Consider the following 14189-nt stretch of genomic DNA (forward strand, 5'->3'; position numbering starts at 1 on the left):
ATGAACAGTACGACACTCATCCGGGTCAAGCTGGCGGCCAGAGGCAGAAGTCTTGAAGGCGGCACCAATTTGGCAGCCCAATGTCCTGGGAATCAGCCTCAATGGGGAACCTGCCGGTTTAATGCCGCCCCGTTCAGCCGCGAATATGACTGGCTGGTTGTCATGGATGATCTATCGCCCATTCTGCCCGGCCTGAAAGAAGAACTGGCCTGTCCGCGAGAGAACACCATTCTAATCACATCAGAGCCTTCTTCCGTTGCCCGGTACGGCAAGGCCTTCGCCGCACAGTTCGGCCATATTCTGACCAGTCAGGAGGAATGGGCGCTGCCGCACCGGAATGCCATCCGCTCGCAAACCGGCAATCTCTGGTTCTACGGAAAATCCTATGATGAAGTCTGTCAGGAATCTCCGATATCCAAAACCGGGCTGATCTCCACGGTCTGCTCATCCAAACGGCAGGCCCACACGATGCATGCCCGGCGTTATGACTTCACGCAACGCCTCAAAGCCGAACTGCCGGCTCTCGAAATTTTCGGACACGGCGTCCGGTTTATTGAGAAAAAAGCAGACGCATTGGATCCTTATAAATTTCATCTGGCCGTTGAAAACCATATTGCAAAGCACCACTGGACCGAAAAACTGGCCGACGCCTTTCTCGGCTATACCGTACCGATCTACTGCGGCTGCCCGAACGTTTTTGACTATTTTCCAAAAGAGAGCGTCATCCAGATCGACATCAACGACTTCGAAGGATCCCTCAAAACCATTCGCCGGATACTGACTACCGATGGGGAATACGAACGCCGCCTTGAAGCCGTCAAGGAAGCCCGGCAACTTGTCATCGAAAAATATAACCTTCCGGCCATGCTCAGCCGGATCATTGAAAATGCGGTGCCTCCGCCGGCAGACGCGGAAAAAGGAGAAATCTACAACCGGCGCATCATGCGGGTGCGCCATCCTGCCGAATTTGTCCGCTTTGCTGTCTGGCGCGGCCGGAACTTTCTGCGAAGCATCAGGAAATATTCCTAAAGAATATACGGCCCGATAAATTCGAATATCCAGAGAACTTTTTCACTAGTGCTGAAAACGTAGACCGGGATATTCAGGCAAATGTACTTTAAAGGGGCTATGCATTCATTAATACACATTACATATACAGCAGAAGGCTCAACGGGCAATTTGAGCTTGCGCAGCCGTATTGGAGTCTCTACTTTACGGTCGTTGGCAGATGAGAAATTGACCTTCGATTTCGACACCCTGAGATGACAAGGTTCAGTTAACCGGAGTTTCCCTATATGGGTAGTTATCACACAAAACAGGTTCTAACAAAAATCGGTATTTTCCCGGGGGATACCACGCCCGTTGCCGACCTGAGATCACTGGTACAGGCGTTGCGTGTTACTGCGATTAAAAAAGATATGATTCGGATAGGTCCCGATAAAGACGGGGGATATCTGCTGCCTGACGATCTTGATGGGGTTCTACATTGTTTTTCACCGGGAGTTGCAGACTGCAGTGACTTCGAACTGGATATGGTGAATCGGGGAATGCTGGCTTTTTTGGCAGACCGGTCCGTGGATGGCCCTGCAGTCGAACATCCCCGGTTCCGATTCATCAAAAAGTTTCTCGCTTCTATCGACGATCCGGCAGACGGGTTGATCACTCTGGATACGTGGTATCATGAAGAGCTGGGATCCCTTTCTAACAACTCGCCCGATGCCATACTTCAGATGGACATTGAAGGATGCGAGTATGAAGTGATCCACAATATGTCCGAATCGTTGCTCAACAAATTTCGTGTACTTGTCATTGAATTCCATAAGTTGCATCAACTGACCGACGAGTACTCCTTTAAGTGGATGAGCCGGGCATTTTTTAAGTTACTGAGAACCCATGCGGTTGTTCATCTGCACCCGAACAACAATCGTCGCGCAATTTCTTACGGCGGACTGGCAATCCCGTCTACGATGGAATTTACGTTCCTGCGGCGAGATCGAATTCAGCCGGCCAATCATACCCCCGTATTTCCGAATCAACTGGATCGAAAAACCATAAAAACAAAGCCCGACCTGGCTCTACCGACTTGCTGGTACGCATAACGGTCATAGCAGCAAGCCATCCGCCATGGAGCGCCTAAATGAAAGATGAAAAACTTAGCGTCCGTATTGCGGCAGTTGATTTTGGTTCAGAAAAATTCATGCTCGGAATGGTTCTTAAGCTTGCCGAATACCGTTATACGTTCGAAATCACTACCGACCGCGATGCGGATTATGTATTCCACTCTAACTCCGGCCATGATGTTTTAAAATACAGTGGCGTGCGCATCTTCATTACTGGTGAAAATGTGACGCCTAATTTCGCCGTCAGTGACTATGCGATGGCTTTTGATCAACTGACATTCGGCGACCGCTACATCTGGCTTCCACTTATCCGGCTTTACCATGAAGCCTATCCTGTACTGACCGCTCCACGGCCGTCGGTCGACGAAATTTTTCGTAACAAAACAGATTTCTGTGCCTATGTTATGTCCAACACAACAAACAGCGCGGAGGAACGCATCCGGATCTTCGATCTGCTCTCCGCCTACAAACCCGTCAACTCCGGCGGACGCTGGCGCAATAATGTTGGTGGACGGGTCGCGGATAAACTGGCATTTCAGTCAAAGCATAAATTTGTGATAGCTTTTGAAAACTGCTCGCACCCTGGCTACCTGACCGAAAAATTCGCCGAGGCCGCAGCGGCAAATGCCGTTCCGGTCTACTGGGGAGATCCAACCATCGGAAAGCTGTTCAACGCAAAAGCCTTTATCAACTGCCATGATTTCCAAACTCTGGAGGAAGCGGTTGAACAGGTTAAACGGATTGATCAGGACGATAACCTCTACCGGCAGATGCTGGCAGAGCCATGGTTCCCGGGAGGAATCGAGCCGGAATGCCTGCGCGACAAAGCCTTCGCGGACTTCCTCTCAAATATTTTTGATCAGGATCCAAAGACCGCCTTCCGCCGCAACCGCGGACGCTGGGGTCTGAAAAATGAACAGAATCTGTACGATATGTGCCACCGCCCGTATATTCACGGCTATAAACTTTTCCGCAAAGGCTGGCGAAACTTCTGCCACACATTTCTACCCCGCCGCAAAATGCATTAAGAAAGATCTCCGTATGAAAATCCACGCCTACATAATCAATCTGCAACATGCGACCAAGCGCTGGGAGCACATGCGCAATAATCTGGAATCCCTGGGCATTCCCTACACCCGGATTGAAGCGGTTTATGGCGACCAGCTTGCCGATCCAGTTGAGGGGTATAACGAACATAAGTACAATGTCCTCACCGGAAAAGTTACCAACAAACGCGAAATCGGATGCTACTTCAGCCACATGAAGGCAATGGAAGAATTTCTCAAGAGCGATCAACCTTATGCATTGATTCTTGAGGACGACGTCACCCTTCCCAAAGAAATCGAACAACTGCTTGCCAGCGCCATTCAACATGGGAAACACTGGGAGATGATTCGGCTGACCTCATCGAGAAACAGCACCTTTCTTCCTTTTGCCCGGCTATCGGAAAATCATGAGCTGGCTTATAATCTCCGGGTATTGAAAAACACCGGAGCCTACTTTGTGAACCGCCATGCCGCACGCTGTTGCACGACAAAAATGCTTCCCATGTGCCTCCCGTATGACGTGGCACTGGATCGCGACTGGGATTACGGCTTTAAAACCGCATGTATTGCGCCGCTGCCGGTTAAACTCGAAGCAGAATTCCCCGGACAGATTCCCAGAGCAAAACGAATCTACTTCTACCGTGCCACAACCTTCCACCTTTTCCACCTGCTTACATGGTTTGAACGGCGCTTCCATAGATACCGCTATTTACGGGATGCACGGACGCGCAGGAGATAAATGATGATTGTGGTCCGAATAACTGGAGGACTGGGTAATCAGATGTTCCAATACGCATTTGCACGAGCACTGCAATCCCGGGGAAAAAAGGTAATTGCCCAATGGCACGGAAGTCGCACCATATTACGGCATTGGGAACTTGATGCCGCATTTGACTTGCCTTTATCGAAAAAAATCACCGTCACCAACACCCATTCTCTGCTGAATATTTATGCGTGGGCTTTGCGCAAAACCAGCCGACAGCGCGAACCTGCCGATATGAGTTTCAATCCGCGCTTTCTGGAAATAAATGGCGGCTATATTGACGGCTATTGGCAGACAGAAAAATATTTTGCCGATATCGCAGAAACGATTCGGAACGATTTCCAATTCAAACCTCTCTCAGGGACTGAAAATCTCCGGTTGCAGACAATCATCGCCGCCCGCCCCTGCGTCTCGGTACATGTCCGCAGAAGCGACTATGTGGGACATTCTGGACTGGGCGATATCTGCACCCCAGATTATTATCGCCGGGCTCTCGGAAAACTTAATTCCATTTATCCCGGTTGCACCCCGATCATTTTTTCTGACGACATACCGTACTGCCGCGGCCTTTTCGCCGGACAGGAGGCCGTTTATACCGGATGGAATTGCGGGGCAAACAGCTGGATGGATATGGCACTCATGTCGCAGTGTACCCACCACATTATCGCCAACAGCTCGTTTAGCTGGTGGGGTGCATGGCTCAGCTCAAAAAATAACAAGCTCACTATAGCGCCTAATCGATGGTTCACCGAAACCTCAGAATCAACCAATAGGGATATCTACCCTGACCAGTGGATTTTAATTGAATAAAGCAGTGCTGCAGAACCATAGACATTCCTGAGGAATAAATATGATGACTAGATTATTAAAAAAAATTAGGAAAAAATATTGGAACATAAAACGAAAGCATTCTGTGAAGTGTGAAGTAGCAACAGGAACTTGTTTCGGTCGAGGATGCTTTGTCGATGCCAAGTCGCAAGTGGGCTCATATACATCAATCAACACCTATTCAATCGTAACCAAAACTTCAATCGGAAATTACTGCTCCATCGGAAACTTCGTCACAATAGGCCCGGGCGAACACGATATGGGGAGAATAAGTACGAGTTCTATATTTTATAAAAATCCCTACGAGGAACTGACACAAAAAAGGTGCGTCATTGGGAACGATGTATGGATCGGGAATTTTGCTTTTATTCGAAGAGGTGTAACCATTGGCGATGGTGCCGTTATTGGAGCGCATGCGGTAGTCACGCAAGACGTCCCCCCGTTTGCAATCGTCGCAGGAGTTCCTGCAAGAATGATAAGAATGCGTTTTGATGAAGAAAAGATGCACCGCATTATGGCATCACAATGGTGGAACTTACCCATTAATGAAGCTTCGCGCGCAGTGGAGCTATTAAAATGATAAATGCATAAATGTACGACGGAATATGAACCGCTGGGTTTAGTGCAATGATGATAAGAATCTTGATTCGGCCTACTTACTGCGGGCAATAAAGATATCATGTTCGATGTGCCAGCGCAGATTATTCCTGCGCGCCCAGTCAACTAAGCAGTCAATATCGGGATAATCGGCATATGCAGGGATTGAAGGATCGAAGCAACGGATGTCATCAATCAGCACCGTCACAGATTCGAAGCGTGATAGATTTTTTTCGATATTTTCCAGCTCATCACGTACAGGACAATCACTCGGCCCCTGATGCGTACTGCCGCCGGAATAATGTCCATCAAGCCAGAAGTTCACTTTACCGCTCAACGTCGGCAGCAACGTCGGGAACACTCCCTCCGACAACCCGTGAATGACGCGGATGCGAGAGTCATTATGAAACCGTTTCTCGGCTCGTTCGAACAATGTTCGTTCCGGTTCAATGGTGTAGACCATTTTTGATACAGATGCCAATAATGCAGCAGTATCACCAAGAAAAGTGCCGGTCTCAACCCATGTAGCGTTCCTGGCCCCCAGCCGCAATAAAATGCTCCGTTTAATCCATGTGGGGCTCGGAGACTCATAGCCGCGCGCCATCCACTTCCTGTATTCCCGTCGCGTCCTCAATTTTTCATTTAGATTGCCAAGGATGCCCATAATCTTCCCCACTTATTCCAACAATCACCGGCGAGCCGCACAAGGCCGCCTGTCATGGAAATAGGTTTTAGCATTACGCCTGATAGTGTCCACGATTTTTGTATATTTATTTCAATATCATTAAAATCCGGGATTCAATCATAGACACGGATCCATGATTGCGATGTGTTCTGTACGAAGATTACGGCTCAACGGCACGGCTCTATCAGCACCCGGAGCTGAAAATCTGATTGACTGTTCTATCTTGCTGCACGATAGATAACACATTGATTTGCAGGATAATCAGCATCCGCGCTGAATCCCTTTGCGACTTATTCCGCCCACAATGTAGTAATGGTATTATGACGTCTGACATTTTCAATAAACTGCGGTCTCTTGAAGACGCCCTTCGTGATTACACCGGAAGTTCCCGCCCGCTTCCGGCGGTACTAAATCAACGTCGGTTGAATATTTTAGCGACACACCTCGGATATCACCCCGCGACTCCTTGTCCTGCAGTATATGTGGTCGGAGACAGTCACAGCGCTTTCTTCTCCGGAGCTGAAGCTCTGCTGTTCCACAAGGCGTATCGTGTTTTTACAGGATTTTTCCGGGTCACGCATATCAATGTGTGTACCGAACTGCTTCCGGTTTTCCGTGTTTTTCATCTTGGTGCAGCAACAGCCTGGCAGGCCGCCTCAAAAGGCTCATCTGAACGTGCCTGTGAAAAATTGAATGTACTGCTGAGAAAAAAGGTCATTCCGAAAGGCGCAACGATTCTGCTCGTTTTCGGAGAAATTGATATCCGGTGCCACATCCCCAAGGCGATCCTGTCCGGAAAAAAATCCACAGAAGAAGCGGTTAACTCAACCGTTGATCGCTTCCTTAAACTGCCCCTTGATTTAAAGGAACGGGGATACCGCCCTGTTATATGGCTACCCGCTTTAAACGCCAAACTCCCTCCCACTGAAGATATTGAAAACACTGCATCCCTGCCGGCCATCGGGCCTCAATCGCTGCGTGATGAACTCACCCGGCTCTATTGCAGCATCCTGAAAGAAAAAGCTTCCTCATGCGGACTGAAAACCAGCGGATTATCCACTGATGTTTCAGTTCCTGAAGAAGATCGTTATCTGGACTCGGTGCATCTTTCGCAAAACCTGATGCCAAAAGCGCTGGAAGTTCTAATTGATGACGGCGTGCTGCCAATCATTCCAGCATAAGAATGATCCATCGCTTCCATTTATTCTATAAACTGCTTGTCATAAAGGCTCTTATAGAGTGCATCCGCAACGTAAAGTTCCGCATGCGTTCCGGAAGCGCGCACCATCCCGTTCTCCATCACAATAATGCGGTCGGCCATTCGGATCGTGCTGAACCGGTGAGCAATCAGGATGACGGTTTTCCCCTGTACCAACTCATTCAGCGCCAGCTGTACCTTCTCTTCGCTTTCGGAGTCCAGTGACGAGGTGGCTTCGTCCATAATCAGCACCGGCGCGTTTTTAAGAAACGCCCTGGCAATCGCAATCCGCTGCTTCTGACCGCCGGAGAGCCTCGCACCACGTTCACCGACCATCGTTTCGTAGCCTTCTTCAAACTGTGTGACAAAATCGTGTACAAAAGCGTGACGCGCGGCGGTTTCAACTTCTGCATCCGTCGCATTCTGCCGTCCCAGCCGGATGTTGTTGCGAATCGTATCGTTGAAAAGCACTGTATCCTGAGAAACGATTGAAACATGGGCACGCAAATCATTCTTCGAATAAGACCGTACATCTGTTCCGCCGATCCGTATACGGCCTTCATCCACATCGTAAAACCGCGGGATCAGGTTTACAAAAGTCGACTTGCCGGCACCGCTCGGGCCGACCAGCGCCACGGTGGTACCCGCCGGAATCGTCAGGTCAATATTCTTAAGCACCGGTTCATCTGCGTAGGCGAACGTGACATTCTCAAACCCGATTCCGGCTTTCCCCGGAAGAAACGGCACAGGGTTCTTTGCATTCAGCACAGTGTCTTCGGCGTGAAGTATATATTCGATACGTTTCACAGAAGCTTCCCCGACTTTGAGCAACCGGTGAATGGCACCCAGTTTTTTGATCGGGTCATAGGTCATGTACAGCGCTGTCAGCAACGGAAGAATATCCTGAATTCCCATGTTGGCTCGTGCCACATAGAAAATAGCCCCCGACACCCCGCAGGCGGAAATCCACTCAATCGTCGGAGCCAGCATATTGCCGTACTTTGCGGTCTTGATAGTATATACAGCCATCCGGTTCAGTAGCGCCGAAAAACGGGTGTTCTCCCGTTCCTGGAGATTGAAAGCCCGCACCTCACGCACCGCGCTGAGATTTTCATTCAGTGCGGTTGCAATATTTCCGGCGCTGTCCTGCAGCTGGCAGGCGCGGGCCAGCAGGCGCTTACCTACATAGCGGATCGGCAACACGCAAAGCGGAATAATGGCCAGCGCGAAAAGAATAAAGAGCATCTCTTTTTTCTGCACGGCCATATAAATCAAAGCTCCGATTGCCCCGATAAAGGCAATCGGCTGTTTCAGCAGCTCGTTCGAGAACTGGGTCACCACAATCTGCACCGTTGTCGCATCGCCATTGACCCGTGCCATCAGATCGCCAATTCGTGATTTCCCAAAAAAGGCCAGCGGCAGTTCCTGAAGTTTCCGGTAGAGCCGTTCCTGCAACTGAACCAGCACCCGCGCACCGCAGAAAGCAGCCAGATACTGATTAAAAAATTGACTGACTCCTTTTAATAGAAATGCCAAGGGAAGCATTCCGACCACTCCAGCCAGCATCCAACCCGTGGGCGGAGTTTCTCCGAACACCTTCGGCAGAATTTTATAGGCCATAAACGGAAACCCGAATCCGCCGACCGCGCCTGTAATCGTCCCGAAAATTAATGCCCCAGCAAAGTGCCACTTAACCGGTTTAAGCAGAACGAAATAAGGGGCAAACATCCGGAACAGTTGCGGAACTTTAAGATCAGCTTTTTTCATGGGGCAGGTTGTACCACGGAACTCGCTGAGGCTCCAAGCCTTTCACCTCACGCTTTTCCGGTGCGCATGCGGGCTTCGGCAGATACGGTGGTTCACCCGCCAGTAATGAATGAGAGCCGTTTTCATCATTTATAGGGCCACGATGAAGTTAAAGAAGAAACTGGAAGTGTACTCACCCGCTCGGCCAGCAGATAGGATTTTTCGCCGGGATAAACCACCCAGAGGTGAGCCATATCCAAGTCTGTAGTTGCACTTTTCATAGACGGGGTCAGCCGGGGTGCACTGCCATACTTCACCTCGACGGCCCAGTTTTGTCCCTTTGCCTGCCAAAAAAGACCCACCTCCGCACCGGAGTGTGTCGCCAAAAAAGACAGTTCCTCATTTCGTTTACCAATAGCGCGAGCCACCGATTCAAAGGAAAACCCTTCCCAGGATGCCCCCAGCTTAACGATTGGAACGTCATGTTTCTTTATGGTTGTAGGACGCGCTTCCCGTACTCGGGAGCGTGTGGTAACCCTTTTCAAACTGCATTACAAAATCATGTACAAAGGCGTGGCGTGCGGCGGTCTCGGCCTTAAGAAGTTATTTGAAACAGATGCGGTCGATCCAGTCATGGAAGGCATCGGAGCCGGAAAGCATTTCAATTTCCACGCGCAGGAAGATAACCGGAAGATCGCAACGGTCGAGGAGCGGAAACCGCACGGCATCTTTTTCGGTGGTGACAATCAGTTCGGCTCCGGCTTCGACGGCCTGGTTGATCGTCTCGATGATCTCCTGCTGGGTGTAGCGGTGATGGTCGGCATACTGCGCGCTATGGACGATTTCCGCACCGAGCTTACGCACTCCGTTTTCAAAACTCTCCGGCACCGCAATCCCGGAAACCGCCGCCACTTTTTTGCCCTGCAGAAAATCGAGCCCGGTCTGTTCGCGGGTATAAAGGTTTTCCAGATATTTTGAACTGTGGCGGCACTCGGAAATTTCGGCGTGCTGGTTCAGTTCCCGAAGTTTCGCCTTCAGCTCCGGCGCCCCTTCCGGCGGACATTTTGTAATAAAAATAAAACCCGCCCGTTTCAAATTGCGCATCGGCTCACGCAGCAGTCCGCGCGGCAGAACGCGGTCATAGCCGAACGGATTGGTATAATCGACCAGCACAATATCCAGCCGGTGCTGGAGTTTCAGATACTGGAAGCCATCGTCGAGCACCAGAGTATCGCAGCCGAAATGCTTAATCGCATATTTGCCGGACTTCACGCGGTCTTTATCCACCAGCACGACGACGTCCGGCAGGTTGGACGCCAGCATGTACGGCTCGTCACCGGCGAGATCGGAGTTCAGCAAGAGCCGTTCTCCATCGGACACGACGCGCGGCAGCTGCTTTTCTTTTTTCAGAAGCTTTTCCCACAGCGGCGTCTTCCGGCTCTTATAACCGCGGCTCAGAATGGCGACTTTGCGCCCTTTCTGCTGAAGCGAGCGGGCAAACGTTTCCACAATCGGCGTTTTACCGGTTCCGCCGACCGTCACGTTACCGACGCTGATCACCTGACAGCCCAGCGTATTGGCGCGGATGATCCGGTGCCGGTACAGCAGTAGCCGCACCTGCACGATCACAGAAAAAAGCCATGAAAGCGTTTTGAGGAAGCCGCGCAGACAGGCGGCGCGCTTGCCGCGCACCTCCTTGGAGATCACTTTCAGTAATCTCTGTTCCAGCCTTTCGTTCGAGCGGTTCGGCATAAAATCCTATCCTTCTAAAATCAGCAACTCACTGACGCCGTCGGCGCCGGTCAGCCGCACCGTGACATGCGTATGCCCGGCCTCGGCCAGCAGAGTTTCAAAGGCCGTTCGGGCGTGATGCGGACTGTTACAATCTGAACTCAGGTGCGCAAGAAAAAGATGCTGCAACCCTTCACCGGCGATTTCAGCCATCAGCCCCGCCGCCGCCCGGTTAGAAAGATGCCCTTGATTGCCCCGAATGCGCTGTTTAAGGCTCCACGGGCGATCCGCTTCGTGCAGCAGCGTCTCGTCGTGGTTGGCCTCGATCACCACCGCGTCGCATTTACGCAGCCGTTCGCGCAGGGCATTGGTCACCATTCCGATGTCGGTCGCAATGCCGACCTTCCGGCTTCCCGCCGAAAAAACGAAGCCGACAGGATCGTTGGCATCGTGCGGCACCGGAAAAGGATGAATGGAAAAGTTGCCGATGGTGAACGGCGATCCGGTGATAAACCGGGATCCTTTTATATCGCCGCCGATCACTTCGAAGGTTCCGGCATTGGCATAAACCGGAATGCCGTGGCTTTTCTGGAGTACGCGGATACCGGTAATATGGTCGCCGTGTTCATGGCTCACGCAGATCGCATCAATATTCTCGATCCGCTCGCCGATCTGCGCCAGCCGCTCAGCCGTTTTACGCGCTGAAAGCCCCGCATCCACCAGAATGCGCGTCGTTTCAGTGCCGATAAACGTGCAGTTGCCGGAACTGCCGCTGGCCAATACACAAAGTTTCAATGTCATAAGCGTTAAATTGGATGTTACAGCCGGAGCTGTTGTGTGTTATTTATCAGCCGGTAATTGTCAGACAGGACAGGAAGTTTGTAAACCCAAATGGCGGAACAGTATCTAGGTCAAATTCAGGTGCAGCGGATGGAGCAGTCGCTCACTCCGCAGATGCTCCAATCCCTGAAAATTCTGCAAGTCCCGATTCTCGACCTCCAAACCATGATCCGCGAGGAAATGGATCAAAACCCCACCCTCGAGCGCGAAGCCCCCGAAGTGGAACAGTCCACCGATTTCGACGAGGCCGCCCGCGAAGAACTGCGCGAGGAGCGGGAAATCGGCGAACTGACCGAGCTGGCCGAGTGGGACGCCGACTTCCGCAGTAACCGCGAAGTCGCCCGCTCTCAGGGCGACGACGAACGCTATCAGTTCATGATGGATTCCATCGAAGGCGCCGCCTCGCTTCAGGAACATCTCCTTCAGCAGCTCACCCTCGCCGGACTCGATGCCCGCGAACGCGGCATTGCCGAAGTCATCATCGGCAGTATTGACGACGACGGCTACCTCCAGCTCGATCTCGACGGCATTATCGGCTCCACGCCCGAATTTCCCGAAGAACTGTTCGAACGCATCATCACCGTCATTCAAGGTTTCGACCCCGTCGGCGTCGGCGCACGCGACCTGAAAGAGTGCCTTCTGCTCCAGCTTCGCCACCAAGGCCGGGGCGAATCGCTGGAAGCCATCCTTGTGCGCGACCATCTCGACAAACTCGGCGCCCACCAGTACGAGCAGATTGCCCGCGCCATGCGCCTGCCGATTGAAAAAATCAAAGAACTCTCCGCCGCCATCGCCGACCTCGACCCGAAACCCGGCCGCAACTACACCGCCGACAAAACCGAATACGTCATTCCGGAAATTTCGGTCGAGAAAAAAGGCGGCGTCTGGACCGTCACCCAGAATAAAAGTCCCTACCCGCGCCTGTTCATCAGCCAGAAATATCTCGAGCTGCTGAAGGACAAAGCCGTTGCCGCCGACACCCGCAAATATATCCGCGAAAAAATCGCTAAGAGTAAATTTTTCATCCGCAGCATCGACCAGCGGCAGGACACCATCTACCGCCTTGCCTGCGAGATTGTCCGCGTTCAGGAGGACTTTCTCGAAGAAGGCATTTCCGGCCTGAAACCGCTCACCATGAAACAGGTCGCCGAAATTCTGGAAGTCCACGAAACCACCGTCAGCCGCGCCTGCAACGGAAAATATATGGCCACGCCGCAGGGCACCTTCGAGTTCAAATACTTCTTCACCACCGGCGTTGCCCAGGCCGACGGACGGATCATCTCCAACGCGTCCATCAAAAGCGCGCTGGCCGCCATCGTCCGCACTGAAAGCAAGCGCCACCCGCTTTCCGACCAACGGATCGCCGACGAACTTTCCAAGCAGGGATTCGATATCGCCCGCCGCACCGTCGTCAAATACCGCGAACAGCTCAAAATCCTCCCCGCCCGCCTCCGCCGACAAACTTGATGAAACATTTAAAATTGTAGGACGCGCTTCCCGTATTCGGGAGCGTGTGCTGAACACAGGCTCTCTGGATACAGAGAAGCCTGTCCTACAAGTAAAAAAATACTACGCCCCGCCATGACAAACCTTCACATCACCAAAGACGAAATCAACCGCCTGCCGATGAAGCAGTATGAAGGCCCGATTCACCTGATCCGCACGCCGGACGACGCGGAGCGCGCCGCCGTAAGGCTGAAGAAAGAGACTCTGCTGGGATTCGACACCGAAACCCGACCGACCTTCCGCGTCGGCGAATATTACCAGCCGTCCCTTCTGCAACTGGCGACCGGAACCGAAGTCTTCCTGTTTCAGATCAAACTCACCGGTCTGACCAGCGGACTGTGCGAAGTACTTTCCAGCCTGGACATCATCAAAACCGGCGTGTCCATCCGCTCCGACGTCAGCGAACTGCGCAAACTGACCGCCTTTGAACCGGCCGGATTTGTCGAACTGGCGGAACACGCCAAAAGAGCGCACATCAAAAACCTCGGACTGCGCGGACTGGCCGCCCTGCTGCTGGGCTTCCGCGTTTCAAAACGGGAACAGACTTCCAACTGGGCGAAAAACGAACTGACCGAATCCCAGATCCGCTACGCCGCCACCGACGCCTGGCTCGGCCGCGAAATCTACCGGCACATGGACGGACTTGGGCTGATCAAAAGTTAAACGGCGGAAATTTTAACCGGCGCGCCGTTGAGCAAATTGAAAGAAACCGGGCAGCGGGCATCGACTTCGTGAATGAAGGCTTCTTTTTCTTCCGCCGTCAGGTCGGCGTCAACATCTACCAATATCCGAAATTCCTTAAAGCCGACCGGATCGTCCGTCGGTTTGCCGAGCAGGCCATCCGTGTTGATGTCGCCTTCGACGGTGATTTTCATGCCGCGCAGCGCAATCCGCTTCTGCATCGCAACGATCCGTCCGATGGTGCCGATGCATCCGGCCAGCGAAACCAGTAGGTAATCGAGCGGCGTCGGTCCGGCATCCGTTCCGCCCGCGTTCGCCGGCTGATCGACAATCACCTTGTGCCCGTGCACCGAACTCTCCAGCTTAAACTTCGCATCCAGCACCGATTCCACTTTTACCGTTTTTATCGCCACAGCTTTCTCCTTTTAAACCCCATTATGGACTGCGG

15 protein-coding genes are annotated in these 14189 nt (G+C 52.0%); 9 read left to right on the forward strand and 6 right to left on the reverse strand.

Going from position 1 to position 14189, the window contains the following annotated elements:
- From HOO88_06290 to HOO88_06315, 6 genes are all read left to right on the forward strand, one after another.
- Positions 1-1029 carry a glycosyltransferase gene (locus HOO88_06290; protein ID NOU36361.1) on the forward strand — a complete coding sequence of 343 codons (1029 nt, stop codon included), beginning with the start codon at positions 1-3 and terminating at the stop codon, positions 1027-1029.
- Between the two features lie 266 nt (positions 1030-1295).
- A complete protein-coding gene (locus HOO88_06295) occupies positions 1296-2099 on the forward strand; it encodes a hypothetical protein (protein NOU36362.1) in 804 nt (267 codons plus the stop codon).
- Positions 2100-2137: 38 nt separating this feature from the next.
- Positions 2138-3148 carry a glycosyltransferase gene (locus tag HOO88_06300; GenBank protein ID NOU36363.1) on the forward strand — a complete coding sequence of 337 codons (1011 nt, stop codon included), beginning with the start codon at positions 2138-2140 and terminating at the stop codon, positions 3146-3148.
- A 13-nt stretch (positions 3149-3161) separates the two neighbouring features.
- On the forward strand, positions 3162-3905 hold the full coding sequence (locus HOO88_06305) for a glycosyltransferase family 25 protein (protein ID NOU36364.1): 744 nt from the start codon (positions 3162-3164) through the stop codon (positions 3903-3905).
- Positions 3906-4739, forward strand: coding sequence for an alpha-1,2-fucosyltransferase (locus tag HOO88_06310; protein NOU36365.1), 834 nt, complete (start codon positions 3906-3908; stop codon positions 4737-4739).
- 40 nt (positions 4740-4779) lie between these two features.
- Positions 4780-5337, forward strand: a complete 558-nt coding sequence (locus HOO88_06315) for a CatB-related O-acetyltransferase (protein NOU36366.1) — start codon at positions 4780-4782, stop codon at positions 5335-5337.
- A gap of 72 nt (positions 5338-5409) precedes the next feature.
- On the opposite strand, the gene HOO88_06320 is transcribed toward HOO88_06315, so the two are convergent.
- On the reverse strand, positions 5410-5958 hold the full coding sequence (locus HOO88_06320; GenBank protein NOU36367.1) for a hypothetical protein: 549 nt from the start codon (positions 5956-5958) through the stop codon (positions 5410-5412).
- A gap of 290 nt (positions 5959-6248) precedes the next feature.
- Here HOO88_06320 and HOO88_06325 point away from each other — a divergent pair, with 290 nt between their 5' ends.
- A complete protein-coding gene (locus HOO88_06325; protein ID NOU36368.1) occupies positions 6249-7220 on the forward strand; it encodes a hypothetical protein in 972 nt (323 codons plus the stop codon).
- A gap of 20 nt (positions 7221-7240) precedes the next feature.
- Here HOO88_06325 and HOO88_06330 read toward each other — a convergent pair whose 3' ends face one another.
- From HOO88_06330 to HOO88_06345, 4 genes are all read right to left on the reverse strand, one after another.
- Complete coding sequence (locus HOO88_06330; protein ID NOU36369.1) at positions 7241-9004, reverse strand: ABC transporter ATP-binding protein; 1764 nt, start codon at positions 9002-9004, stop codon at positions 7241-7243.
- Positions 9005-9129: 125 nt separating this feature from the next.
- Positions 9130-9369: a hypothetical protein gene (locus HOO88_06335; GenBank protein NOU36370.1), complete on the reverse strand. Its 240-nt coding sequence runs from the start codon at positions 9367-9369 to the stop codon at positions 9130-9132.
- 217 nt (positions 9370-9586) lie between these two features.
- Positions 9587-10735, reverse strand: coding sequence for a tetraacyldisaccharide 4'-kinase (gene lpxK / locus HOO88_06340; protein NOU36371.1), 1149 nt, complete (start codon positions 10733-10735; stop codon positions 9587-9589).
- A gap of 6 nt (positions 10736-10741) precedes the next feature.
- Positions 10742-11515 carry an MBL fold metallo-hydrolase gene (locus HOO88_06345; protein ID NOU36372.1) on the reverse strand — a complete coding sequence of 258 codons (774 nt, stop codon included), beginning with the start codon at positions 11513-11515 and terminating at the stop codon, positions 10742-10744.
- Between the two features lie 90 nt (positions 11516-11605).
- Here HOO88_06345 and rpoN point away from each other — a divergent pair, with 90 nt between their 5' ends.
- The gene (rpoN, locus tag HOO88_06350; GenBank protein NOU36373.1) at positions 11606-13021 is read left to right on the forward strand and encodes an RNA polymerase factor sigma-54; all 1416 of its coding nucleotides are present in this window, start codon (positions 11606-11608) and stop codon (positions 13019-13021) included.
- Positions 13022-13135: 114 nt separating this feature from the next.
- Positions 13136-13723, forward strand: coding sequence for a 3'-5' exonuclease domain-containing protein 2 (locus tag HOO88_06355; protein NOU36374.1), 588 nt, complete (start codon positions 13136-13138; stop codon positions 13721-13723).
- Here the strand turns inward: HOO88_06355 and HOO88_06360 are convergent.
- On the reverse strand, positions 13720-14154 hold the full coding sequence (locus HOO88_06360; GenBank protein NOU36375.1) for an OsmC family protein: 435 nt from the start codon (positions 14152-14154) through the stop codon (positions 13720-13722). The two genes, HOO88_06355 and HOO88_06360, sit on opposite strands and share 4 nt — an antisense overlap.
- Positions 14155-14189 lie beyond the last annotated feature (35 nt).

The sequence above is a fragment of the Kiritimatiellaceae bacterium genome (genome assembly GCA_013141415.1).
In the GTDB taxonomy this organism is placed as follows: domain Bacteria; phylum Verrucomicrobiota; class Kiritimatiellia; order Kiritimatiellales; family Tichowtungiaceae; genus Tichowtungia.

Bases quoted from the DNA above. Each gene is read 5' to 3' on its own strand.
- HOO88_06290 (NOU36361.1), top strand. From the start codon at position 1: ATGAACAGTACGACACTCATCCGGGTCAAGCTGGCGGCCAGAGGCAGA.
- HOO88_06295 (NOU36362.1), top strand. From the start codon at position 1,296: ATGGGTAGTTATCACACAAAACAGGTTCTAACAAAAATCGGTATTTTC.
- HOO88_06300 (NOU36363.1), top strand. From the start codon at position 2,138: ATGAAAGATGAAAAACTTAGCGTCCGTATTGCGGCAGTTGATTTTGGT.
- HOO88_06305 (NOU36364.1), top strand. From the start codon at position 3,162: ATGAAAATCCACGCCTACATAATCAATCTGCAACATGCGACCAAGCGC.
- HOO88_06310 (NOU36365.1), top strand. From the start codon at position 3,906: ATGATGATTGTGGTCCGAATAACTGGAGGACTGGGTAATCAGATGTTC.
- HOO88_06315 (NOU36366.1), top strand. From the start codon at position 4,780: ATGATGACTAGATTATTAAAAAAAATTAGGAAAAAATATTGGAACATA.
- HOO88_06320 (NOU36367.1), bottom strand. From the start codon at position 5,958: ATGGCGCGCGGCTATGAGTCTCCGAGCCCCACATGGATTAAACGGAGC.
- HOO88_06330 (NOU36369.1), bottom strand. From the start codon at position 9,004: ATGAAAAAAGCTGATCTTAAAGTTCCGCAACTGTTCCGGATGTTTGCC.
- lpxK (NOU36371.1), bottom strand. From the start codon at position 10,735: ATGCCGAACCGCTCGAACGAAAGGCTGGAACAGAGATTACTGAAAGTG.
- HOO88_06345 (NOU36372.1), bottom strand. From the start codon at position 11,515: ATGACATTGAAACTTTGTGTATTGGCCAGCGGCAGTTCCGGCAACTGC.
- rpoN (NOU36373.1), top strand. From the start codon at position 11,606: ATGGCGGAACAGTATCTAGGTCAAATTCAGGTGCAGCGGATGGAGCAG.
- HOO88_06355 (NOU36374.1), top strand. From the start codon at position 13,136: ATGACAAACCTTCACATCACCAAAGACGAAATCAACCGCCTGCCGATG.